Annotated in this window: 19 protein-coding genes and 1 riboswitch; of the genes, 5 read left to right on the forward strand and 14 right to left on the reverse strand. The window is 34.9% G+C overall.

Going from position 1 to position 26,789, the window contains the following annotated elements; all coding sequences use genetic code 11:
- Positions 1-47: 47 nt before the first annotated feature.
- On the reverse strand, positions 48-1,883 hold the full coding sequence (locus K5X82_02775; protein ID QZT37831.1) for an alpha-L-fucosidase: 1,836 nt from the start codon (positions 1,881-1,883) through the stop codon (positions 48-50).
- 343 nt (positions 1,884-2,226) lie between these two features.
- Between K5X82_02775 and K5X82_02780 the strand changes: the two genes are divergently transcribed.
- Positions 2,227-5,304, forward strand: a complete 3,078-nt coding sequence (locus K5X82_02780; protein ID QZT37832.1) for a T9SS type A sorting domain-containing protein — start codon at positions 2,227-2,229, stop codon at positions 5,302-5,304.
- A gap of 223 nt (positions 5,305-5,527) precedes the next feature.
- Here the strand turns inward: K5X82_02780 and argS are convergent, their stop codons facing one another.
- The 3 genes from argS to K5X82_02795 all read right to left on the reverse strand — a co-directional run bounded on the left by argS (position 5,528) and on the right by K5X82_02795 (position 9,797).
- Positions 5,528-7,318: an arginine--tRNA ligase gene (gene argS, locus K5X82_02785; protein ID QZT37833.1), complete on the reverse strand. Its 1,791-nt coding sequence runs from the start codon at positions 7,316-7,318 to the stop codon at positions 5,528-5,530.
- 172 nt (positions 7,319-7,490) lie between these two features.
- Complete coding sequence (locus K5X82_02790; GenBank protein QZT37834.1) at positions 7,491-7,982, reverse strand: hypothetical protein; 492 nt, start codon at positions 7,980-7,982, stop codon at positions 7,491-7,493.
- Between the two features lie 135 nt (positions 7,983-8,117).
- Positions 8,118-9,797 (reverse strand): arylsulfatase, encoded by a 1,680-nt coding sequence (locus tag K5X82_02795; protein ID QZT37835.1) that lies wholly within the window; start codon positions 9,795-9,797, stop codon positions 8,118-8,120.
- 198 nt (positions 9,798-9,995) lie between these two features.
- On the opposite strand from K5X82_02795, the gene K5X82_02800 reads away from it, so the two are divergent.
- Positions 9,996-12,905 (forward strand): hypothetical protein, encoded by a 2,910-nt coding sequence (locus K5X82_02800; protein QZT37836.1) that lies wholly within the window; start codon positions 9,996-9,998, stop codon positions 12,903-12,905.
- Between the two features lie 118 nt (positions 12,906-13,023).
- On the opposite strand, the gene K5X82_02805 is transcribed toward K5X82_02800, so the two are convergent.
- Together K5X82_02805 and K5X82_02810 are read right to left on the reverse strand one after the other, a co-directional pair.
- Positions 13,024-13,794, reverse strand: a complete 771-nt coding sequence (locus K5X82_02805; protein QZT37837.1) for an ABC transporter permease — start codon at positions 13,792-13,794, stop codon at positions 13,024-13,026.
- Positions 13,791-14,387 carry an ABC transporter ATP-binding protein gene (locus K5X82_02810; protein QZT37838.1) on the reverse strand — a complete coding sequence of 199 codons (597 nt, stop codon included), beginning with the start codon at positions 14,385-14,387 and terminating at the stop codon, positions 13,791-13,793. The genes K5X82_02805 and K5X82_02810 overlap by 4 nt, the downstream gene beginning before the upstream one ends.
- Before the next feature lie 374 nt (positions 14,388-14,761).
- Here K5X82_02810 and K5X82_02815 point away from each other — a divergent pair, with 374 nt between their 5' ends.
- Positions 14,762-15,445: a haloacid dehalogenase type II gene (locus K5X82_02815; protein QZT37839.1), complete on the forward strand. Its 684-nt coding sequence runs from the start codon at positions 14,762-14,764 to the stop codon at positions 15,443-15,445.
- 222 nt (positions 15,446-15,667) lie between these two features.
- Here K5X82_02815 and K5X82_02820 read toward each other — a convergent pair whose 3' ends face one another.
- The 4 genes from K5X82_02820 to K5X82_02835 form a co-directional block, all read right to left on the reverse strand.
- Positions 15,668-16,234 carry an NAD(P)H-dependent oxidoreductase gene (locus K5X82_02820; protein QZT37840.1) on the reverse strand — a complete coding sequence of 189 codons (567 nt, stop codon included), beginning with the start codon at positions 16,232-16,234 and terminating at the stop codon, positions 15,668-15,670.
- Between the two features lie 263 nt (positions 16,235-16,497).
- Positions 16,498-16,806: an HAD hydrolase-like protein gene (locus K5X82_02825; GenBank protein ID QZT37841.1), complete on the reverse strand. Its 309-nt coding sequence runs from the start codon at positions 16,804-16,806 to the stop codon at positions 16,498-16,500.
- Between the two features lie 450 nt (positions 16,807-17,256).
- Positions 17,257-17,940 carry an arylamine N-acetyltransferase gene (locus K5X82_02830; protein ID QZT37842.1) on the reverse strand — a complete coding sequence of 228 codons (684 nt, stop codon included), beginning with the start codon at positions 17,938-17,940 and terminating at the stop codon, positions 17,257-17,259.
- A 360-nt stretch (positions 17,941-18,300) separates the two neighbouring features.
- The gene (locus K5X82_02835; protein ID QZT37843.1) at positions 18,301-18,711 is read right to left on the reverse strand and encodes a DoxX family protein; all 411 of its coding nucleotides are present in this window, start codon (positions 18,709-18,711) and stop codon (positions 18,301-18,303) included.
- A gap of 971 nt (positions 18,712-19,682) precedes the next feature.
- On the opposite strand from K5X82_02835, the gene K5X82_02840 reads away from it, so the two are divergent.
- Complete coding sequence (locus K5X82_02840) at positions 19,683-20,675, forward strand: DUF2807 domain-containing protein (protein ID QZT37844.1); 993 nt, start codon at positions 19,683-19,685, stop codon at positions 20,673-20,675.
- A gap of 490 nt (positions 20,676-21,165) precedes the next feature.
- Here K5X82_02840 and K5X82_02845 read toward each other — a convergent pair whose 3' ends face one another.
- From K5X82_02845 to K5X82_02860, 4 genes are all read right to left on the reverse strand, one after another.
- Complete coding sequence (locus K5X82_02845) at positions 21,166-22,521, reverse strand: cation:dicarboxylase symporter family transporter (GenBank protein ID QZT37845.1); 1,356 nt, start codon at positions 22,519-22,521, stop codon at positions 21,166-21,168.
- A 231-nt stretch (positions 22,522-22,752) separates the two neighbouring features.
- A complete protein-coding gene (locus tag K5X82_02850) occupies positions 22,753-23,487 on the reverse strand; it encodes a hypothetical protein (GenBank protein QZT37846.1) in 735 nt (244 codons plus the stop codon).
- Positions 23,488-23,823: 336 nt separating this feature from the next.
- On the reverse strand, positions 23,824-24,438 hold the full coding sequence (locus K5X82_02855; protein ID QZT37847.1) for a trimeric intracellular cation channel family protein: 615 nt from the start codon (positions 24,436-24,438) through the stop codon (positions 23,824-23,826).
- A gap of 35 nt (positions 24,439-24,473) precedes the next feature.
- Positions 24,474-24,869 (reverse strand): hypothetical protein, encoded by a 396-nt coding sequence (locus K5X82_02860; GenBank protein ID QZT37848.1) that lies wholly within the window; start codon positions 24,867-24,869, stop codon positions 24,474-24,476.
- A 244-nt stretch (positions 24,870-25,113) separates the two neighbouring features.
- A riboswitch (SAM riboswitch) is annotated at positions 25,114-25,230 on the forward strand.
- A gap of 163 nt (positions 25,231-25,393) precedes the next feature.
- Between K5X82_02860 and K5X82_02865 the strand changes: the two genes are divergently transcribed.
- Positions 25,394-26,764 (forward strand): aspartate kinase, encoded by a 1,371-nt coding sequence (locus K5X82_02865; protein ID QZT37849.1) that lies wholly within the window; start codon positions 25,394-25,396, stop codon positions 26,762-26,764.
- Positions 26,765-26,789: the final 25 nt, after the last annotated feature.

A 26,789-nucleotide genomic window follows, 5' to 3' on the forward strand; every position in this document is an offset into this window, starting at 1 on the left:
GGAGGCACTATAAATAGCCTCCTTTTCAACACATTTATATATGTGAGCTACTTCTCTAAATAGTTTTCAATTTTTAAAGTCCAACCATAACGACAAGGCAGATCATCTGGACCAAATGATGACAAATCAACCTCAACTGCCCCTTTTCGATATCTCCATTTCAATGGTCTATCCTCACCCAATAGTGTTATCTTAGTATTTCTTAAAGGCTTATCTATTGGAATACGAACAACATCTCCTGGCCATTCAAGCAAAATTGCATATAATGAATTATTATTCACTGTATAAACCATATAATCCTCCATAGACTGATACTTAGCCCTTAAACCATGTTGATTCGTTGTTTCATCAACAAATAGCACATCATTTGGAACAACAATTAGTTCTGATGAAACTTCAGTGACATCCTTCCATTTTAATGAAACAGAAGCATTCCTTTTTTTCTCAAAATAATCAATCTTAATCTTATACCTTGTACCTTCATTCAAAAATATCCGATTGAATTTATTGGTAGCCTCATTATTAGTCATAACATTTCCATCAGCAGTTTGCTTTGACTCTTCCGAATTATCAACAATCAAACGATCATCAATCCATAATTTAGCCCCATCATCCGCCTTTAAATCAAAAAGATATTCACCATTCTGATTTGGCGAAATATATCCTTCCCATGTAACTGTAAAATCATCTTCCTTGATATTTTCAATAGGCCTATTTCTTACCCAATTAAAACTCACAACGGAATCCACTAATTCTTCAATCACAGGTCTCTCTTCATGTGTTTTCTGATTCCATGCATATGAACTATAAATAGCTTCTTGATTCACTCCAATCCAATCCCCCAATTGAATTAGACGTTCTTGTTGAAGAAGAGGAATCTGCCCATCAGCCTTTGGACCGACATTTAAAGTTATTCCACCTCCATTAGCTACAGCCTTCACAAAGAAATGAATCAACTCTTCAGGTGTCATATAAGCATCTAAGGTCTCATTTCTATTTAAACCAAAAGATCGTCCTAAACCTCGACACTCACTCCAAGGACGATCTTTTGAAACAATACCCGAACTATACTCTGGAGTTAGAAACCCAATATCCGAGCCACTCCCCCATCTATTATTTGTAATTGCCTTATTACCTACAGTATTATAATACCACCCAATTAATTGCCTAGCATGCCACTCTTCTGCAGAATTCCACCACTCTCCATCAGTAAACAGAACTGTAGGCTTATATCTTGAGATCAACTCCTTAAATTGAGGAATCATATGTTGATCCACATATGGTCCAATCTTTCGAGGATCATCAGTGTCCCATTTATGCAACTCATTATTCCACTCTGGAAGACTGTAATAGAGCCCCATTTCGAGCCCCTCCTTACGAACAGCTTTTGTTAGATCTCCCACTAAATCACGATGTGGCCCAGTCTCTACACTATTCCATCCTGGAGCATATTCACTATCCCATAAACAATAGCCATCATGATGCTTTGCTACAAAAAGAACATACTTAGCACCAGAAGCCTTAAATAGATGAGCCCACTGATTGGGATCCCAAAGTTCTGCCTTAAATAGGGTTTTAAAATCTCTATATGTAAAATCATCTCCGTAGATACGGTGCTGAAAATCCAATCTCGCAGAATCTTGAAGTTGCACTCCTCTCAAATACCATTCAGCATACCCCTCTTTACTTGCCATTGAAGGAACGGAATAGAGTCCCCAGTGAATAAAAATACCCAGCTTTGCATCTTTAAACCATTGTGGATAAGGTCGAGATTTCAATTCATCCCAACTAGGATTTTCTGAAAATTGTTGCGTCTCTTGAGCAGTCACAGAACTAAAAACTACAAGACAAAAAAATAATAATAATTGTACTTTCTTTTTCATATAAATACCGTGTTATATTCTCATCCTATAAATATCACGAATTCAGCTGAAATTGTCAAATAGTCTAGAGTCTTTACATGAGATATAACATTTCATTAGAAGCATTAACAAAACAATAATCCAATATCGTCAAGAAGAGATCAAATGAACGATCAGAAACAGCATAGAAAAACTAGGATATAAGAACTACACATTATACAAAACAACAGGACTAACACATTTATTTCACACCTTAACACAAGAGGTACATATATATTACAAAACACTCAATTTCATGTTATTACAAAAAGATATAAAACCATATTTTTGAGAAATATTACCACAATTAATATTTCTACAACCAATGACACGAATATTTACATTTCTAATGATGTGGACATTTATCACTACATCAATTATGGCTCAAAAACATTTATATGTTTCAAAGGGAGCCAATGCATCTGATGCAAATACAGGAACTGAAGCCAAGCCATTGGCAACCATAGAACATGCACTACAAAGACTTAATAATGAAGGTGGTGGGGTGTTAATCATCAAAGAGGGCAGATACAAACCAGAACTCATCTTAAGCGGCTACAAAGACATCACCATCGAAGCACAAGATGATGCAGAAGTTATTATAGATGGAACAACAGCTATTGATCAGGAATGGAAAAAAGAGACAATGCTCACAAACATCTATAGTACTAAAATACCATTCAAGACTTGGCAACTTTTCATTGACAATCAACAGCAGATAAATGCACGTTGGCCTAATGCAAAATTTGAAGATCAATCAATATTTGATCACCACAAATGGGCAAAAGGAGACGATAATATGACCCTAGCTGATGGTGAGATGAATATCAATCCAACAACACATAACCTATCAGCATTACCATTCAGTATTAAAGGAGCAATGATGGTAGGAAATATTGGATCTTACACATCCACCTGTCGTTTGGTGACAGCACACACTATAGGCGAAAACAAATTCTTCTATAATAAAACAGGGTATAATAAGAAAAAACATCAATACCTATTTATCGAAGGATTGAAGGAACTAATTGATGCTCCAAATGAGTGGTGCTACAATCAAAAAGAGAAAAAGCTATATGTATACGGAGACCCTTCGGGTAGAGAGATTAAGGCAAAAACCATCTCTTATTCTTTTGATTTCAATAAATCAACGAATATAAAAATTAAAGGAATAAAATTCTTTGCCACCACAATTCAAGCTATAGGGTGTACAGATTTCACAGTAGAATCTTGCACTTTCTCCTACCCTAGCTGCAGCAAAAGAATGCTTAGAGATGAGGGAGCACAGCTAAGTACAAAACTACAAGGAAAAGGGGTAAGAGGATATGCGAAAAACACCTTGCGAAAATGTCTTATCGAACATACAGATGGAACAGGACTTATTCTTAATGGAACACACAATACAGTCGACAGTTGTTACTTTCAATATATTGATTACACTTGTGCTGCTATTCCTGGGCCAGGAGCAACAATTAACACAAAAGGCAGTCATTTAACATTCACACACAACACAGTACACACAACAGGTGCATCAGAGATGCTTGTAATGGTGCCCAATTCCTTAATTGCATTCAATGAAGTCTGGAATACAGGGTTATGTCAAAATGATGGTGCAATTATGGCATTTGGAAGAGGAGCTCCAACTAATAGTCGGATACACCATAACTGGCTTCATGACACGCGAAAAGGTGGTATACGCTTTGATGCACCAATGAACATGTCTCCAATGGGTGGAAAACATGGTACAATCGATCATAACATGCTATGGAATTGTGGTGTTGGTCTAATGGTAAAAGGCGATTTTCACCATGTATTTAATAACACTGTTCTCAACACCAAAGGGATGGGGATGATTATTATAAACGAATCCATGATCGATCCAAAAACAAAAAAGACAATCTACAGCAACAGAAATAGTTCAGTCTGTAACAACCTAGCTTATACTATTTCAGGTCATCGTAGAAATCGATATGTAGATGATCCAATAAAACCAAGTCATGTATTAGTAAAAACATTTGAGTCTAATATTTTTAATAAAGAGAATGAATCACATGTCGATCCTTCATCTCTGATCTCCAACCCTAGAGATTACGACTTCACACCCAAAGCGTCTGCGACTCAAGTTATCAACAAAGGAGTGGAAGACAAAACAAGTCCATTTACATTAACGGCAGGATCAGTCAACAAGCCTGACATTGGAGCCTACGAATTTGGAGCAACCCCTTGGACTGCTGGTGCTAGGTGGAAACCTGATTTCTTTCCATGGAATCAAGACAAATTAACTTTCAGTATTAGCAATAACACAATTTTAGAGGGACAAGTAGCGAATATCACAGTGAAAGTAAATCAAGCTATTTCCTCAACGATGAAAGTGAAGCTAGGAATAACGGATATTACTACAACTGAATCCGACTTCAATCACAATGAGATTGAAATTACATTCCCTCCTTACTCTAGAATAGCCAAAGTTAATATAGCCACCCATATCGACAAAGAAAATGAAAGAGATGAAGTATTTGAAATCAAAGTAAAATCGAATTCACTAGCGAAAGCATTTATCACAAAAGAAGGAGTGGTAACAATTAGAGGAACGAAATACGATAACACAAAAACCAAATCAGGCTTTATATGGAATCCCGACTTTGACCTTTTGAATAATTACACCTCATATTGGAATATTAAACTTAACAACAAAGCGAAAAATACAGTTTGTATTTTAAATGATGCCACGATAGGATCACCCTTTACAGATAAAAAACAGCTATCTATTGACATTATTGATGACCTTAGAGATAACTTTGTAAAATTAGAATCTCGTATTGATACATTATTTACAAAAGGAAGCTCAGGAATAGATGTAGAAGTAAAATTCTCACTAAAAACATCAACAAAAATTGGAGAATCATTTCGGGTAATACTATATAACAATGGACCTTTGAACAACAAGCATATAAAAAACCAAATCATAAGTAATAACGATTGGAATCAATATAGCTACAAATTCCAATTAGATCCACAGAGCGAACCATTTAAACTTAATTTAGTTCTAGAACTAGGAAAACTAAAAGGAACCTCTCAGTTGGATAATTTCAGATCTAAAATCACTGGAGATATCGAGATTGGCAACAACAGTTTAAAAACCTCAAGTCGTTCCTTAAGCACAAAGTATAGAACAACAATATACCCTTCTCCTGCAAAGGATTTAATTAATATATTCTCAACATTCAACAACCTAACTAAAATCAAAATAATTAATCTAGATGGTAAATTACGACTAACAAAAAAAGTAATAAACTCATCTTCTCAAACACTAAACGTAGCTACATTAGCAAGAGGCATCTATGTTTTAGAACTTATGTATAAAGATGGAACAATAGACTCTCAGAAAATCATACTACAATAGGAGTAAATCGAAAGAGGTACTATATCAAGTCTATTTCAAATGGAATATCAATAAACTAGTTTAGGCAAAAAAATTAATGAAGCCTTGCCTCGATAGCTTATTCTAAGCTATACAACAAAGATAAAACATAAGAATATAGAATTGACAATAACTTATTACATAACAAACAAAAGGCTGTCTCTTAATCAAAGACAGCCTTTTTTAATATGTTTGAAAGAGATGACTACATTCTTTCTGGAACTTCGATACCAAGTAAAGAAAAACCTGATTTAATTACCTTTCCAACCTGAGCAGCTAAAGCCAAACGGAATGATTGAATGTCTTTATTTTCCTCTTTGTTAATACTATATTCATGGTAAAATTGATTAAAGCATTTCACCAAATCATATACATAGTTTGCAATCAAAGCAGGACTATGGTTCTTTCCTGCATCAGCAACACATGAACCGTAAAGAGACAACACCTTAATCAGCTCAATCTCTTTCGCATTAGGAGCAATATTAGGAACAACTGACGGCACATTAATTCCAGCTTCATTTGCTTTTCTCAATACACTCTGGATTCGAGCATAAGTATATTGAATAAAAGGACCAGTATTTCCATTAAAATCAATTGATTCTTCTGGATTAAACATCATCCCTTTTTTAGGATCAACCTTAAGCATGAAATATTTAAGTGCGCCAAGAGCAACAATACGATAGATATTCTCTTTCTCGGCATCAGTATAACCATCTAATTTACCAAGATCTTCCGACACCTTGCGCGCAACAGAGATCATCTCATCCATCAAATCATCCGCATCTACGACCGTACCTTCTCTCGATTTCATCTTTCCTTGTGGTAACTCGACCATACCATAAGAAAAGTGATAAAGATCTTTACCCCACTTATATCCAAGTTTATCTAACAAAATAGACAATACCTGAAAGTGATAAATCTGCTCATTTCCTACCACATAAATCATGTGATCAATAGGATAATCCTCATAACGCATTTGTGCTGTTCCGATATCCTGAGTCATATAGACAGAAGTTCCATCCGAACGCAACAAAATTTTCTTATCTAATCCATCAGATTCTAGATCAGCCCAAACGGACCCATCATCTTCCTGTATAAATTCACCTTCTTTAAGACCTCTAAGGACTTCATCTCGACCTGTTAGATATGTATCTGACTCATAATAGATTTTATCAAAACTTACCCCTAAACGCTTGTAAGTCTCATCAAACCCTTTGTATACCCAACCATTCATTTTTCGCCAAAGAGCAATAGTCTCTTCATCCTTATTTTCCCACTTTCTTAAAAGATCACGAGTATCAATCATACAAGGAGCCTTCTCTTTTGCTTCATCTTCCGACATGCCTTCTGCAACTAGTTCATTGACCTGTTGCTTATACATCTTGTCAAACTTCACATAATACTCACCAACTAAGTGATCCCCTTTTTTGTTTGATGATTCGGGCGTTTCTCCATTTCCTTCTTTAATCCATGCATACATAGATTTACAGATATGAATACCTCTATCATTAACAATATTCGTTTTCACCACTTTGTTTCCATTGGCTTCCATTATTTCACTAATAGAGAAGCCCAACAAGTTATTACGAATATGTCCTAAGTGAAGAGGTTTATTTGTATTCGGAGATGAATACTCAATCATTACTAATTCCGAATCTTCTGTTACTGGCTTAAAACCATATTGAGGATTTCCAGAAATCTCATTCAAAACTCCAACCCAATATGCAGTAGAAATAGAAAGATTTAGAAAGCCCTTTACTATGTTATAATCAGAGATCTCTTCAAGGTTTTCCTTTAGATAATCACCAATCTCCTGAGCAGTTACTTCAGGAGATTTCTTCGATACTCGCAAAAAAGGAAACACAACAACAGTCTTATCACCATCAAATTCTTTTCGAGTTTGCTGTATTTGAACTTGTGATTCATCAATATCACTTTGATATAAAGCGGCAATAGCTTCCTTTACTTTACTCTTAATTATAACTTCTATATCCATTTCTCTATTTAATAAATATACGGTTTGATCAATTGTTACTGTTTTTTGCCGTAAAAACTAAAAACAGTCTGCTCACAAAGATAAACAATAGTTACAGAACATCACTTAAGGTTCGTTTTACAAATTCACTTTTTTCAAAAAAAAGAGATGAATAATGAATAAAAGATGAATATTATTGAATATCGCTTATAATTGGGCCGTAAGCGGTCTCTTTAACGAGCAATTGAACAATCACGTACTTCTTCTTTTTTGTTGTTAATCGGCAATTAACAAACATAGCCCCTTTCATTACTTGATGACTTACCACATCAAAATGCTTTATGTCTTTGGTATTGACTGTTACTAACCCATCATACTCTCGATGCTCTTCTTTCCCAACCCAAAAATGATCGAGGTAAGGCTCCCACTGTTTTTTATCTTCAATGATAGTCGAATTTTGGCACATCATCTTAATCATCATCTTCTCGTCATGACGCTCAATAGCTTTTGTTAAGTCTACAAAAAAATCACCATATTGAGAAGGTACGCCTTCAACAGTTTTTAATCCATGCTGAAGAAAAGCAGGACTCGTTGATTTATTATCAGCTTCTGCTCTCTGATTTTGAGCCATTAAAGTAAAAGAGAAAAAAATCATTAGTATAAATAATACATTTTGTTTTATCATCACAAGACTGATTTAGTTATTTAAAGTTTACGATATGAAGGATATTTAAGACCTTCATCGAGATGTTTAAAGATTAGAAATAGAAAAAAGGAAGTCAACCTTTTGACCTCCCCTTTTCACAATCTATCACTTTAACTATTTTATTCCTTTCCCTGTTGATCCTCCTGGACCTATTCCAACTTTCTCATAAATCTGTTCTGATGCATCACCAATAGTAAAGCTTGATGGTCTTTGACTAGGTGGATACTCATTAAATGTTGCTAGGTGTTGAAAAACAATATCATTAGCTTTATACATGATTGGTGCATGATTGATAAACCATGTCCAATAGTTATTAGAGTTATGATCTGCTCTTTCAAAAGGATCTCGTTTCAAATTGAACATCTTTGGTAAACGCAACCAAGTAAATGGTTCAGCCCATAAAGCCATGCTTTGTGCTCGTTGTTCGGCATACACCATCTTCCATGAGGTCACTTGATCAGGCTTAGATGCCGCTGGAGTATTTCCTAAAGTTCCACCACCCGCTGCAAATGTCGATGTACCAACTGTATAGTTTCGCTGTTCATATCTAAGCGCAACAATCTGTGCATCAGCATTATAATAGACAAAGTAATCTCTTGGTGAAATATTTGTTTCTCCTTTAAGATAAGGCAACATATTATATCCATCTAAATAAACTTTAAACTTCTTATCATTTGCTTCATATTCACCATCCATCAACTTTTTCTTAATATCAGTATCCCCTGCTGCTGCAACGAAAGTAGGCAACCAATCTAGGTGAGAAATCAAACCATTCTTCACTTGACCTGACTTAAATTCCTTAGGCCAACGTACAAATGTAGGAACTCTATAAGCACCTTCCCAATTTGTCTCTTTCTCAGATCTAAAATGAGTAATCGCACCATCAGGCCATGCGTTGTAATGAGGACCATTATCTGTACCATATACCACAATAGTATTCTCGGTCAGACCTTTTTTATCTAGATAATCCAACAATTGACCGACATGCATATCATGTTCCATCATTCCATCATTATAGAATCCTTGTCCACTTATCCCCCTATACTTCTCCGCAATATGTGTTACGAAGTGCATGCGAGATGAATTCCACCAACAGAAAAATGGTTTCCCTTGCGCCACTGCTTTGTCCATAAACTTTATAGCTCGATCAGTAACCTCCTGATCTACAACTTTCATCCTATCGATTGTCAAAGGACCTGTATCTTTAACAGGACCATCTGAGGTACAATCTAACACTCCTCTAGGTCCATACTTCTTCATGAAGCTTGGATCTTGCGGATAATCTTGATTTTCTGGTTCTTGCATTGCATCTAAGTGATACAAAAATCCATAAAACTCATCAAAACCATGATTAGTTGGTAGATCGGCATCTTTATCCCCTAGGTGATTCTTACCGAACTGTCCTGTAATATAACCGTGATTCTTTAAGGCCTCTGCAATAGTCAAATCATCGGCCTTTTGTCCTGACGGAGCATGAGGCAAACCAACTTTAGTCATCCCAGTTCTCAAACCACACTGTCCTGTAATAAATGAAGAGCGACCTGCCGTACATGACTGTTCTCCATAATAATCAGTAAATGCAATTCCTTCATTTGCGATACGGTCAATATTTGGAGTCCGATACCCCATTAGACCTCTATTCCAATAACTGATATTGTAAAGCCCAATATCATCTCCCCAGATCACTATGATATTAGGTTTTTGATCTTTTTTTCTTCTTTGTGAATGAGCATCAGGTGCCATAAACACACTGATCATCAGAAATGCAAAAAATAATAAAACAGGTTTCTTCATAGTTATAGTATTTAATGTTAACTATTCCAATAAACAAAGCCATTTCACGATTTGTTCATTCTTCTATTCTAAATAATATTTCTTTATCATCACCAATTTTCAATAAAACATAAAAAACTATATTAGACACTGTAATTATTCCGATTTTAAATGGACAAACAAGAATGAAATAACGATTAAAATTTAAGTAAACGACGAATGCAAAAAAGACTATCAATTCTATTATCTCTGTTTATAACCTCTACCCTCCTATCTTTTGGACAAAAACAAGGATTAGGGGGATTTTCTCCCAAAACAGATTGGGAAAAGATCAATACTAGATCTATAAATGTGATTTACCCTGCAGGGTATGATAGCGTAGCAAATAGAGTGGTCAATCTGACCAATTTCATGCACGACTACAAACTTCAATCAATAGGATCAAAGAACTCAAACCGAAAACTCCAAATTCTATTAGCTCCAAACGACCTATCAAACTCTAGCAATGTTCAATTAGGCCCATATATGGGATTAATTCCGACCACTGGACCGCAAAATATATTAAACACAGGAGGAGTAGATTGGGTTACCCAATCCTCAATCTTTGCATATAGAAGAGCATTACAATACTCAAATTTCAATTCTGGAATTTTTCGTATTTTTTACTGGCTAAATGGGGACAATGGTGTCGATATACTATCTCATACCACCACTCCAGCTTGGTTCTTCTTAGGAGATGCTGCATATACACAAACCGTTCTTACTAATGGTGGTATTGGATACACTCCGTCTTTTTACAGACAACAACGAGCAAGAATACTTGCAGGTAAAAATTACTCATACTTACAAATTAGAAATGGCTCCTACCTCAATGTAATGGAAACACCAACAGTCTATGGACTCTCGATGATTGAGCATGCAAGAGAGATGACAGGTCCTGATGTGTGGAAAGATGTGGTTAAATCAGCCGCACGACTTCATGGTGTTGTCTATAGTTTTTCGAATAGTGTTCGAACAAACATCGGGTGTGGGACATCAAAGTTATACAAATTGACTTACGATAGCCTTTCACAACGTATCGCAAATCAACAGAGTAGGATAACTCTCACGAACAAAATAGGTTTCACAAAAACAAACAAAAGGTTCTACGAACATTATAGCAGCCTTCAACTTGATGAAAAGGGACAACTATATGCACTAAAAAAGCCAATACAAAAACTTAATCGTATTGTCCAGATAGCCCCTAATGGGAAAGAGAAATCAGTTGTTTTAATCCCAACAGATCACTGTGATTTTTTCTCCATTAAAAATGGATGGATAGTGTGGAATGAAAGAAGAGACAACCCAATGCATAAGCATCTTGACTACAGTGTAATCTTCACTTACAATCTCTATACAAAACAAACAAGGCAATTAACCCACAATTCGAAATACTTTTCTCCTAGCCTTTCAAAAGATGGATTCAACATTGCTACCATTGAAAAGATGGCTAATTTCAACCGATCATTAACAATTCTCGACAGAAAAACAGGAGATAAACTTGAATCCTTCCCTATTTACAGAGGGGGTGAAGCTTTTAATCCACAATGGTCTAACGACAGTAAATACATTATCTATATTCTTCAAGTAGACAGTAAGATTCAACTAGTTGCACAGGATATAGTCAAAAAGAAGATCATTGAGATTACACCATTAAGCAATCAAATGATATCGAATTTTAGTATTTCCCCAAACAACACAATTGTCTTCTCTGCTTCATATTCAGGCATCGATAACATCTATAAAACGAATCTATATCATCATGATAAAATTACACAAGTGACCTCTTCTAAAGTTGGTGCTTACGATCCTGTATTTGATCAAAATAATAATAGCATATACTATTGTGACTACACGCATCTTGGAGCAAAGGTAACAGCCATTTCAAAAGAGAACTTTTTCAACAAAGAAGTGAATATTAAACCACTCAAGAACAACCTACTGAATCAATTCACTGTTAACAAGCAAGAAAAAGACATCACTTGTTTCGACTTTAACCAAAAGAACCACAAATCTAAATATCGTGAATTTTGGGATGGAATTAAGATCCACTCATGGGGATTTTTATACCTACAAAATGGATATGGATTTGGAATAAAAGCAGATGACATTCTTTCCAATATCTCAGGTGAAGTTGGTTACTCTTTTGACAATAAGAACAACCAAGGTCGATTTTATGGATCTCTAACTTATGGGAAATATCCAATCAAAGGTCGAGTTGGATCTTCAATTATTTCAGGAGAAGGTTTGTCTATCTACAAAGACAGCATAAAACACGTCAACACTTATGCAGAGGTATTTATTCCCTTAAAATGGAAAGGACGACTAACTGAAAACGATTTCGATCTTCGCGCATCCATCCATCATCACAATTTCACATATGAAGGAGTAAATGATCCGTTCACGAATGAAGAAGTATTGAAAAATGCAGATTTCAACGCCTTAACAATTTCATCTAACTTCAAAAAAACACGTGAGAAAAAACGAATGAATCTGCAGCCCAAATGGGGAATAGAAGCATTAGCACAGTTCCAAATAAACCTGAATCGAAGGAATATGCAACAGCTGAACCTTCAAGCAAAACTATATATCCCTGGTTTTTTTGCAAACGATGGATTTAATGCAACATTTAGCTATCAACAGGCCCATTATGACATATTTGATCGCTTCGATAAAATATTCAATGATGCAAGAGGTTACTATCGGATTAACAGACTTGATATGATGATGATGATACCCAACAATATGATGAATATAACTGCTGACAATCTATTTGATAAGAACTATACTTACATCGGTTCTTACAACTATCAAATACCTATATGCTATCCAGATTTTGGATTAGGTGGAATTCTTTTCTTCCAACGCATATATGCCAATGCATTTTTTGATATTCAACAGATCCGTTCTAAACCATTTAAGGAGCACTTATACTCATATGGTTTTGGCCTAAATTTTGACTTAAAGATATTCAATGACTATCCAGTTCATATCGGTATCTCAAAAGGATTTTTATCCAATCCTATTTATAGTGCATATAATGGAGATGATTCACCTATAATGATCAGTTATAAGTTACTCAACCTTTAGATGTAACGAAAAAATGGTTGAATGCAATATTATGTTCATAAAAAAGCATCATACTTAAGACTGTATGATGCTTTTTTATGAACTGATGCCATTTATAACATTACTAATTTAATCTTCTTCACTCTTTATATAGTCTTCGGTTTAGGGTGTATTGAATAGCCAAAAGTGACAAATAGAGAATCAATGTGGTTCCTGCAAAAATAGTGACCAAAATCAAGATCTGATATCGAATAGCCACTGTAGGAGCAGATCCCCCTAATATTTGCCCAGTCATCATACCTGGTAACGAAATTAACCCTGTGACAGAGATCCCTGCCAATAATGGAGAGATGGTCTGTTGAATAGCTTCACGGATAAATGGTCGGCTGGCCAAATTAGGACGTCCCGTCTGTATACGAACAAAATCAAAGAAATCCCGATAAGCTTTTCGTGCTTTAAGATACTTCTCAATACCAATAATACTACTATTTAAAGCATTACCTAATAACATCCCAATAATAGGAATCATATAACGAGCATCCCACGCAGTCTGTCGATCAAAAACAAACAGACGCAAAAAAACAAATATTACAATTACAGTTAATGTATTTGCAACAAATAATGGAAGAAAAAAACGACCAAAAGAGAGCCCAGTTCTCTGCACAGTTGTACCTGCTCCGACCAATAACATCATCGTAATCCATACAATATTAACTAGTGGATTATTCAGATCAAAAATCCACTGGAGGTAAAAGCCAACCAACAACAACTGAACAAACATTCGAACCACACTAACTCCCATCTCTTTGATAAGTGATATTTTATATCGATAAAATATATAAAGTGGAAACAGCAGCAATAGCAAAGACACCCCTAAGGTTAGTAGATCTATTTCAACAATTGGCTTCATAACATAATAGTTTGAGAACAGGATTCAATCCAAACAGGATCATGTGAAGTGGAGATAACCGTAGATTGATCTAACGAGTCGACTAATGAAATTAAACGCTGGGCACTCTCCATGTCCAAACCCGTTGTAGGTTCATCTAATAACAATAGTGGTTTATATTCAGACAAAGAGATAGACAACAATAATCGTTGCTTTTCACCTCCACTTAATTCAGACAAATGCAAACTCAAAATACTTGAATTTAACCCTAAATAGTCAAGATAACGATGAATGGTATCTATATTCCGATCATATCCCATTAGTGTTACAAGGTCAATACCTCTCTCCAAAGGCATTATACAATTTTGAGGAACCCAAAGCATTGACTTCTGCAAAACTTTACGGTTGGCATGAAGAGACAACTCTCCATTAAAGTACAAATCACCTTCATCCATTAACTGTAAGCCTGCAATTATACGAAGTAAAGATGACTTTCCCTTTCCTGATGGCGCCTTCAAAACAGCACGTGCCGAAGAGGGTACATGAAACGAAAAGCGATCTAAAACCAATTTATCACCAAAAGACAAAGAAATATTATGCCCTAATATATCCATTTCAACATTTTTGATCGACAAGATACACTATCCACCTCTACCCTCAAACCTTTTCTTTACCAAAAATCAGCCTTCCAAACCAGAATAACATTCAACTAAAGTTTCGTTAAAACTCCCTTAACAATGAAATTTGAAAGACTCCTTTAAAATCATGATTTCTTATCGAATGAACAAAATAGTTTAAAAATACTAACTCAAAAAACAAAGATGTCATTATTCGGTTAATACCAAAGTAGACAACCAAACAAGCTACATTAAAATTCACCTACGTCTATCAGCAAATCTTGTAGATGTACATAAACCTCAAAAACATGAGATATCTAAAACTTTTTTTACTCCTTATAATGGTACAATTCACAAACGACTCATTTGGTATGGCAAATAATACATCCAATGATATTAAAGTTATTTTTCTTGATGTTAACGAAACTTTACTAGACTTAACTTCAATGAGGTCATCAGTAGGTAAAGCCCTAGGAAACAACCCACAACTTACAGAACTGTGGTTCTCAAAGATGCTCCACTACTCTCTTGTTTCAAATGAGATAAATCAATATGAAAAGTTCAGTGATATAGGAATAGCAACTCTTCTAATGGTGGCAAAATCCAAAGAAATACCTTTAACTCAGCAAGAAGCAAAGACTGCAATTGTAACCCCTTTGCGTTCACTGCCAGCACATGATGATGTAATAAAGGGACTTCAAATATTAAAAAATAAAGGCTATCGAATTATTACGCTTACAAACTCTTCCTATGAAGGCGTTAAATTACAGATGAATAATGCACAATTATCTCCATATATTGATGAAATGTACAGTGTTGATTCAGTTCAAAAATTCAAACCTTCACTAAAAAGTTATCAATGGGCCATCAAGCAAGCTGGAATAAAACCACAAGAGGCAATACTTATCGCAGCGCATGGGTGGGATATTGCTGGAGCTCAAAAAGCAGGTTTAAAGACAGCATTTATTGCTCGAGAAGGCAAAGAATTATTCCCACTTAGTCCCAAACCTAATTACAACGAAAAAACGCTCATAGACATCGCCAACAAACTCTAAGTAAAAATATCGTACCGAATCCACCGTCAGCCTCCCCCTCAACTTGGACATCTAACCATATATGAGAAGAGGCTGATTCTTTTTGAGTTAAATCAATCTACAATTAGAAGAGCGAAATACTTCTATTTAGTTTATATCGAGTAAAGAGCATTAAAATATAAAAGATTATTCTATCCAAACAAATGATATCAACAACGATTTATCTCTCTATTCAACACAAAATCAAAATGAATTCCTAATCATCTTATCTAAAGCCAACAAAATACGTTCTGCTTGTCGATCTGCTCGTGCTTCAACCTCTTCTCTTGTATGATAAACCCCAGGAATATAGATCATTTCATGTTCATAAATTGGATCAATAAAATGCATCTGAGACAAGTATGCTGTTTGTTCCATTGGTTTAACAAAATCCCCAATTCGAAAATGATTCTGTCCTATTGGTTGATATGCAGATGGTGGCCCTCCAACAGTAAAACTCAATAGAAAATTCTTCCCTTTCAACTTATTCCCCTTTGAACCATAAGCAAAATCGTGTGCAAACACTTCATCAAACCAAATCTTCATTAATCCGGGCATATTATACCACCAAAATGGATATTGAAAAATCACAGTATCAACTTTGGTCAAAGCGATCTGTTCAGCCTCCACATCAATTTTAAAATCAGGATAAAGATCAACCAATACCCTCACGTCAATTTCGAAATCACTAGCTCTTAACCTCTCTACAATTCTTTTATTCGCGATGGAATCTTTAAATTTTGGATGACCAACAATCAACAGAATTTTCATCTTTAAACTCGTTTAATTCAACATACTTACTTAAACAGAGAAAAAGCAACTTAGTTCGATGAATCCCCACAAACCTATCTATATTTCACCCTGAACAAAAAAGTAGTACCTTAACACTATATTTAATTCAAAATTTCATTAATCGACTGCATGTCTCTAAATGATTTAATTCTAAAATCATCAATATTTTCTTTCAATTCGAACCTCTTATTATCTGGCAAATATGCTACAGCTCTCATTCCTACTCTTTTAGCAGCCAATATTCAAGAATAAGAATACTCAAATACAACACAAATTGAAGGGTCAACATTAAATTGTGTTGCAACAGTCAGATATACCGCAAGGTTAGGTTTACCTTCTTGCTCATATTCAGCAGACGTACAAAAGTCGAAATAATCAGAAATGTATATTTTTTTTAATATTATAGGGATTAATTCATACAGAGAGTTAGTAGCAAGACCTATCTTCAAACCCCGAGACTTTAAATGCATCAGTAGATCCTCTATACCTTCACTTTCATGACCATTTCTCTCAATCAAAAATTTCACATTCTCTACCTCCGCATGCTCCACTTCCAACAATGTTTTACCTCTCCATGGATACTGGCAAAACTAGAATTTAGTCACTTCAGTTGTAGTCATAGATTTAGTCTTCTCACATAATTATGATGTTACTTGAACACCTAAAGAAGAAAAGACCTCTTTCTCTGCAATTTGCCAATATAGTTCGGAATCAACACACCAACCATTTCAAAAATAACTGCTCTCACTTTGTTAATCATTACTTAATATTTTTCTATTTTTGTACTCAGATCAAAACACCTACCAAAACACAAATCTCATTTCTAAAGCAAACATTGGAGCAAGTAGGAGGAACACTTAGATACATCAGAAATAACGACCTTCGACCACCATATGAAGTCATTGATAACGAAGCCTATTAAAATAGAAGTTTTCACTTTTTAGGATTCTCAGTTGTATCGAATACAAATCTATGTATCTAACACTTAAAACAAAAAAAGATTATAGTAAAGCGATCGATTTTTCCATAAACCCTTTTGTGTCGAAGTAAAAATATTGATCAATGATCTCAAACAAAGAGAGTCCATCCATCGAGATCACCTCTAAACCTTGTTCTTCAGCATAGACAAACAAAGTCTTATCTTTTAAATATAGATATCGATCTCCTACAACCTGTCCAAAACGTACGGTATCCAAAAAAGGACCATTATTATCCTTATTAAAACGACACTCAATATCTCTCATTATTAATGCTTCATCCTTCACTACTGTTGGCACATCTACAACAAGCTTCTTAAATCCATCTATCTCTCTATATATTTTCACATGATCATCAAAGATCCTAGAATGGAATCCTACACCAAAAGCACAATATGTATAATCTTCATTTGTAGGAAACATCTTTATCGACGGCCATCCATTTCCGATATCAGCAATATAATCGATGCCACCAATTTTTATCAACAGCAACCGATGACTCTCAACATCGTTCATATATGAGGTCTGAAGTTGCACCTTCACTCCCAATTCTAACAACTTAGAATACAAATGCAACACCTTATCAGAACATGTTCCTCCATATGCCAATGAAACAGGCCTACGTCTCAAATAAAAATATAAACTATGAAATGGCACCGCCATAAACTCATTTAATATCAACTGCTCAACCTGCTCTTTATTCATCATACGATTTATTCTTTTCCAAATTGACTTCAAGCTAGATAATCTCTTCATTACTCGAAACTAAAGCTCAAGATAATACAATACTCTTCGATTACAACACAAGATCAAATTAAGAAAGCTCATAAAAGAAAAATAGATTTACATCACATAAAAATAAAAAAGCAAAGACTGAGACAATTGAGAGAAGTATAATTTAAGGGGGGGGAGAGTAAACAACTGATAGGGATTTTATTGGTCAACCTATTAATCGATTGATCGATAAAACCCAATACTCATCGTTATACTTTTCAGCAAACAGACAGTCTGTGTCTATTATAAAAAAGGCTCCTATAATGGGAGCCTTATGAGGATAGGATCTTTATCTTATTTTTTTATCATAGCATCAATGGATATTTTTCCAGGTCCCATGATAAGAATAGTCGTATAACCTGCGAGATAAAGTAATGCTAACTCTTTTTGAGCTAAAGGATCTCCTAGATGTATAACAAAAATTGCCACCAACATGGTGAAGATAATTGGGATAGTCGCAATTCGTGTAAAAGCTCCAACCACAACTAACAATGAACAGCAAAGTTCGGCGAGAATTGCCAATATTAGGGAAACTTTCACAGAGATAATTATACTTGGAAATTCCTCTTTGGCAACAAGTGTATCGAATGCTTCCCACTTAGCCCAGCCATGTGATAGCATTAACAGACCGAAAGTGAGACGCAAGATAAGTAGTGCTAAGTTACTTCCTCCTTTTTCACTTGAGAATAAGATTGTTTTAATCATATACATTCGTGTTAATGGGTTTTAGTTTATCAACAACATTATTTCATATTTGTTTTTATTAACATCTAAAGATCTATTCATCCCAAAGTATATTACCCTCTCATCACAACCAACAATAACTCTTAAAATCAATCTATTACTACAACAAATCATATCTCATCATTAGTTAAAATAAAATATATTTTTCAATGAATAATAATTACTAAAAACCTTTAATGGAGTCAATAAATATTGATATAAGTAAAAACTGATTAAACTGATATTGTGACAATCGTCACTTCTGATCTATTCTTTCTACAAAAATGACCAAACTTTTAGGCTCTTTTCAACCTTGAAGGATGTGCGATAACATTATATATACAATATCTCAAAATTAAGGATGATCGAAAAACCCCACCTATTTGTAAGCAAACCTAATTAATGAAAACAAAGTGCTTCTAGATGTACTTTATAAAAGCTATCATTGGGGAAGGACAGTCATTATATATTGATTGAATATTAACTCTTATATCTCAATTATCAATCAAATATACTTAAACAGTCTACCAAGCCCCAAGAAAAGAATGTTCATGCTTACAGTTCTATTTCGTCAAACTAGGCATTGAAATTCATTTCTTATAACAAACAATACTTTGATACGCTTCTAACAGTAGATAAAAGATGAATCACAAATACAGAAAATGAGTCAAAATATAACGAGTTAATTCAATCCTTTCTATCGAGATTATCAATCATAAAAAAAACCACTCACCCCAAACCATCAATCAACTACTAATCAATCACATAAAAACCACAAAACAGGATAACAATACGGTATTAACACAGAAAAAAACAACTCTTTAGCTATGGTTAAACCCGAATAAAAAGTTTGTAAACAGTTCGTTTTTATTATTTTTTTCAATACTTACTGTAACATTCTATAACATCATTCGTCTACTAAGTGAAGAACATTAATTAAAATTGAATAATCTATGTTGACCAATACAAAGAAAATATGGTGTATATCGCTTATCTTTTTGGGGTTATGTTTATCCTCTTTTCAAACGTTAGCGGTAAAGAATTGGACAATTACTTCTTTTAAATACTTAGAAGCAAGAGACTATGTGAATGTAGAGATTCGTGAATCTCAAGAGTTGAAAATTGAAGTAGTGGGAAGTGATCTATTCAAAGAGTATCTTAAAGTAGATCAATCAGGTGATCGATTAATATTGTCGACAACAAAGAAAAAATTACGTCGTAATGAGAGCTATGGAAAAAGCTTGGTCATCATCTATACTCCATCATTTAAAAGTATTAAGACTGATGGCATCGGCAATGTAAACATTCCAGGGCCATTTGATTTTGGAGATAATTTTACCATAAAGTCGAATGGCACGGGTGATATTCAAGGGAATGTTAAAGCAAACAACTTCACCGCATCCATCTCAGGTACTGGTGATTGTGACATGGCAATTTTTTGTGGTGACCTTCAATTAAAACAGAATGGGACGGGAGATGTTGATATGAAGTTAAAATGTTCTACATATGATTTTCAATTTAATGGGACAGGTGACCACGTTTTAAAAATTGAAGAAGCTGTTAAGGGTAGCATTAAAAACAATGGTACGGGTGATGTAGATGGTGTAATGGATGTAAAAGATCTGTTCTGCAAAAACAGTGGTACAGGAAATCTAAGTTTAAACATTACATCTGATAAATTTGAATTAAAACAGTCTGGCACATGTGATGCTCATCTTACAGGAAAGACAAAAAAGAGTTATATCACATCTTCAATGGGAAATGTAAAGGCCAAAGAGCTAACCTCTGACGTAAGTTTTGTTAAAGTTACTGGTACTGGAGATGTGTATGTAAATGCATCCATTAAATTAAATGCTATTCTCTCTTCATATGGTTCATTATACTATCTTGGAGATCCTATAATAGAGCATGTTTGCTCAAGTAAAGGCATGATAAAAAGGCTCTAAAACATTAGAATAAAGACACAAATATGAAATAGAAACGTAACACAATATATTGGCTTATATAATTACGGATGACACAAAGAGTTGTTTAGGAATCAATCACTTATACCATACAATAGATAATGAAGGATATAATTCGTTCAATGATATCAATGTATTAGAGGCTATATTTTCATTTTTCGCCTTGTATATACAAGATGTATTCATAACTATTTCCTACTCTTAATGAGTAAATTGATACAACTACTCTCTTTCAATTAGTATAAGTCCAAGTAAACAACCTTGTATTTTATCTTTTTCATATCGTTTTGCTACGATAGATAAAAAAGAGATAAAACACTAAAAATTGATAGGTCTACTTCATGTCAATATCAATTCTTAACAGGAATGAAGTAACCTTTTTCTCTCCACCTCCAAATAGTGAGGCTGGAGAGAGTTTGTTTTTAGGTGTAGCTATATTACATCATAATACAAGTAACCAATGATATGGACACTACTTCTTCGATCTCGAAATAAATGTAGCAGCACTGGAAACACCAAATATATTTGTTGCAGTACGCCCCATATCAATCAAAGAGTCAATAGACAATACAAAAGTGAGTACGACACCCATTACCTGTGGGGATACACCCATAATTGTCATGGCAGTAATTGCAGCAAAAGAAGCTGTTCCAGGCAAACCAGCAATACCAAACGATGAGATCACAACAGCTAGCAACATTGATATAATCGTTGCAGCAGAAGTTAGATCAATAGATACTAGTCCCATCTGATTATTTACACCTACAGCCAGAACAATCATAAATACTGGCCACATTGCACCACAGGCATTCATTCCCATAGTAGTCCCTAGAGAAGAGGTTAAACTAGCAGTTTCCGCATCTACATCACAATTCTCTTCTAGAGATTTAATAGTTACAGGTAGTGTCGCACCGCTAGATTGCGTAGAGAAGCCAGTAATCAAAGCAGGAAACATTCCTTTCAGTTGTTCCCAAGGTTTTACACCTCGAAAAGAGAGTATAACCAAATGCATTACAAATATCAACATCATAGTCAAGTAAGCAATACCAACAAATTGTAATAGATATCCAAATAGAGTAGGTCCATTTTCAGCTACTGCCATTGTCATTAAAGCCAACACACCATATGGGGTCCATTTTATGATATAAGTTGTCATGCTATTGATAATAACCTGTAAAGAACTTAGACCATTAATAGCCCGAGTCATCTCTTCTGGCTTTCTTTTTCGCATCTTACGAATAGCCAAACCAACAAGCAGAGCAATGACAAGAGTTCCAACAATATTATTATCAGAAAACCCTTCAAAGATAGATGTCGGAATTTTTTGTGTTAATCCGTACACAACTTTTCCTATAGATGCATCACTAAGGGCATCAATTCGTTGACTATACCCTTTCGCTATATTCGAGGTAATAGAAGGATCAATAGTAATTAGCTTCTCGAAATGAAAGCTTTTGGCCATAATTAATGCAATAGCCCCCGCTCCAAGTACAGACAAAACAAAGTATGTAATAATCTGACGAAACCGTTTGCCAATATTCTCTTCTCCCTTGATTCTAACCAAAGTATAGCTTATAGATATAAAGACAATAGGAACAATCATCAACTTTAAACCTCTAATATAGAGGTTTGAGATAGTTTTGAAATAGTATACCAACTCACGATAACTGTTTTCTGGTACCCATTTAAATATAGCCCAACCAAAGAGTACTCCTAAGGATATGGCAATGAGATTACGAAAATGGAATTTCACTCTTCGATGAGATAGGTATTTAAGAAGTCCTAGTAGACCAATAAAAATTACAAGGCAAATAAGAATTGATGTCATATATTCTTCAGTTTAAATAGATGAAAATACTCGTTTCGGAATGTGCTGAAAGTACAAAAACCATATGGTATAGCAGATGTTCTTTTGCTAACAGATGTATACTAATGTTAATACGATAGTATCGTTTTAAACATCAGAGTAACATCTAATATCAATGAAATGTTTTGTTTGGAATTAAATGTACAAGGATAAAAGCCTACAGAAGGCCTTCAAAAATGAAATAATATGTGGCTATTGTATAAACAGGGATGGTTTAGGCGTTGCACAGAACCCTCTAACCCTCTCTAATACTAGCATCATGTCTGTCCCTTCAAAGCTAATCGCTTCCGTGGGACAACATTTAATACATGCACCACACATTAAACACTGTGAGACCTGAATATCTTTTAACCCTAATTTTTCAGGATGGATCATTGCACAGACTTCTTCACATTGACCACATTCACAACATCGGGTGGTGTCTTTCTGGGGTTGTATTGCCGCATGAGATATCAACTCTTTATAGGGATGATTTCCATCAACCTTAATATCGTTCAAATCTCCTTTTTGAAGTTTATCGATCATCACAGCCGCAAACTTCTCCAATTGGTTCCATTCATCTTTTGTAGGACGTTCTTCAGCAATAGGGTGACTGACTGTCGAATAAGAGTGAGGTGATACCATCGCAACAGCACCAATCACATGGTTTTGATGTAACCTTGCCCAATCGTAAAGTTCAAGTACAGCATCATCAATATGTCCATTACCATAACTCAAAACAAGGATCACTTTTCTATTTGAAAAAGGATGTTCTTCAAGCCATTGCATATAATCCACAGGCACTCTCCCTTTATAAATAGGACAGCCAATAAGCACAAGATCATTTAAAACATCTCCTCCTGCATCATCTATTTTCGACATCACAAATTGAGCAATACGCTGGGTATTGCCTGTTGCCGAAAAGATATGCATTTGAGAATTTTTCATACGATAATGAGATTACTCTGTTTATATAGACTGAATGTAAAATAAATAAAAACTCCCGACCTAGGCAACAATTATATGTTAATGATAACACCATAAACTATAATTATTATAAGTATCTACTTTCTGGTCGAGAGTTGATCGATAAGACAGAAAGCAGTAGTAAACCAACGTTACTATTGTCCTCAACGACTCCACTAAGCACCTTAAATGTTAAGGTATGAGGAGGTTTACTATATCATCGATTATCATTGTCCCCTTACGGATGGGACAATATGAGTGTAATGATATAAAAATAAATTATAAACTAAAAAGTATTCATATTAAATGTCGAAAAATTTAATCATCATTGAGGGTGGTTTTAGGAAGAGACCAATTATATTTAACACTCAATAAACGAATTATAATAATGGTTGCTGTTGTAAGAGGGATTATTAGATTCTCATTACAACCCCAGTAGTGTAGTACGGCATAAAGGATACCTCCAATAAGACATGCGGTAGCATATACTTCACGATGAAATATTAAAGGTATATCATTACAAAACACATCACGTAATGCGCCACCAACGACTGCGGTTGAAACTCCCATCATAATAGCACTATAGGCAGGAAGACCAAAATCTAGACCTTTCTCAATACCAATCACAGTAAATATAGCGATACCAATAGTATCAAATAAGAACAAGGTTTTCTTTAACCGCAACACATCACGTTTAAAAATAATCGTAACCAAAACCCCTAGCACAATCGCTAGTATATAATTTGGTGTTTGCATCCATGTGACAGGAGTACTTCCGATGAGACAATCTCTCACGGTTCCTCCTCCTACGGCAGTAAGAAATGCAATAAAAAGAGCGCCAAACAAGTCAAACCGCTTTTCCATTGCAGATAAGGTTCCTGATATGGCAAAGGCCATGGTTCCTATTAAATCTAAGATATAAATCAAATCCATTCTAGCAGATACATCTAAATCAGTTTAACGCCACTCTAAAGTTCAGAGATATCGTCACTAATCTTTTCCATTACAAAGACGCCACAAGTCCCTTGGTCATCCATACTGGATCCCACAATTCTTCCTTCTTGGGTCAAAGTTCCTTCCCATTCATCTAATTCATAATCGATATGCTCAATAGAATAAAGCACTTCAGAACGAACACTACAAAAGGAGAATTGGTTCTCCTCAACATGACCTTCAATTTGATGTTCAACTACAAATGCGGCATCTCCTTCAATTTGTTCTGTCACTTTAATTTTCCCATAGATTTTGTCTTCGATTACTTTAAACACAGCAAATCCGGTATCATTTCCTATACCAAAATCCTCATTAAAGCTCCATTTTCCAGCAATTTGCTTAATGACAGATGTCGTTTCTTTTCTTTCCATAAAACTCTTTAAATAAGAACATTAAGATCCTAACTCTTGATTCATTCTTCTTGCTTTTCCAGGGACCAAAGTTACTTTTTTTTCTTTATCTTAGAATAAAAATAGAGTTTATTGTCTTTAAAAAATGATGTTATCAAATTGTTAACAGAAATAGACTTTTACTTTTATTTGCATCGATTATTTGGAATAATAACACGAAAATAATATGTTTGAAACATAAATCGGAGATCTAAGGTAGATCAGATGATTATGTAGAAGAGAGGAGAGACTAGGCTCAATGAATCTCTGACAACCTATTTTGTTCTTATCACATGATGAAAATCAATGACAAAATAAGGTGCCAATACCTAGATCATAATTAATGTAACAAATACCCAACTTTATGATCACGAATAATAATACAATACGAACGAATACCTCCATGCTATAGCCTTCAGCCCTCCTCTCAAGGAACAGGTTCGAAGGCAATACATTCCCCCATTCGATAGAATAATTTCATTTTTACAATTTCATTTTTATTTATTATGCCGAATATCGTAGTAAAGTTCGGCGGATCTAATTTGAAAGACAAAGAAGACGTGTCTCGAATCATTAAAGTGGTTGAGAATTACGGCGAACGTCTTATCATTGTTGTATCCGCATTTTATGGTGTAACCAACTACCTTGAATCTTCATTAGCAACTTTAAAGAAAGGAGAAGATGTGTCCAGTGCAGTATATCTGTATCTTCAAACGTTAAAAAAAGATGCAGTTGACTACCATATTACGGACGAGGCCTTGCGAGAGAAATGCTGGGAAGAGATTGATGTCTGTCTTGAAGAACTTACTAATCTTTTAAAAGGTATTTTTCTTACGGCAGATGCATCATTGGCACTATGCGATTTCGTTTTGTCTTATGGAGAGAGGCTATCAGCGATATTCTTAGCCCATGTATTGAAACAGAACAAATTAAATGCAGACATCGCTTATCCAGAGAAATTTGGATTGATTACCGATGGCGTTTACTCCAATGCATCGGTTGATTTTTCAAAAAGCAAAGAGGCCTTAATGAGCTATTTTAGTGAAGCCAAGATATATGTTGTTCCAGGCTTCTTTGGAGTAAGCACAAAAGGGAAAATAACCTTATTAGGTCGTGGAGGTAGCGACTATTCGGCAGCAGCTATTGCGAAGTGTGTTGAAGCCAAATCATTGGATGTATGGAAAGATGTAGAAGGATTCTTAACATCAGACCCAAGGGTAGTTAATCAAACACAGAACATTCAGAGCTTAACTTATGTTGAAGCAGCTGAACTGGCATATTTTGGAGCAAAAATTCTTCACCCAAGATGTGTTGAACCTCTAATTGAGCCATCAATTCCATTAAGACTATTTCATATTCATGGAGCATGTAATGATTCAAACCCACTAACGGTTATTGGCGGAGAATCAACTGTTAGTGAGACTGTTGTAAAAAGCATCACCCATACCAATGAATTTGGCATTTTGAAGTTAAAAGGTCCAGGTGTAGGGAGTAAACCAGGGATTCTCTCAGTTGTCACAACGGCATTTAGTGATGCAGGTATAAATATCAATTCAGTGATCACATCACAAATTTCGATCAATTTCTTATTGAATAAGAGAGACCTTTCAAGAGCTAAAAGTTTAATTGATCTTTCTCGTCTCCCAAGTGTAATGGATGTTGAAGACATTGATAATGTTGCAACTATTGCCGCTATCGGCGAAGGTCTTGTCGACAATTATGGTATCGCAGCACGAATATTTACAGCATTAGCAGATCAAAAAATCAACGTTCGCATGAGCTGCTCATGCGCATCACCCGTAGTGAGCTATTATATTGTGGATGAACGCGACAAATCTAAAGCAATTCAAGCCATGCATAAATCACTTTTTGAATAGAAGACCCCATTAAAAATAAAAACCA

This window comes from Prolixibacteraceae bacterium, from assembly GCA_019856515.1.
Classification (GTDB): domain Bacteria; phylum Bacteroidota; class Bacteroidia; order Bacteroidales; family Prolixibacteraceae; genus Halosquirtibacter; species Halosquirtibacter xylanolyticus.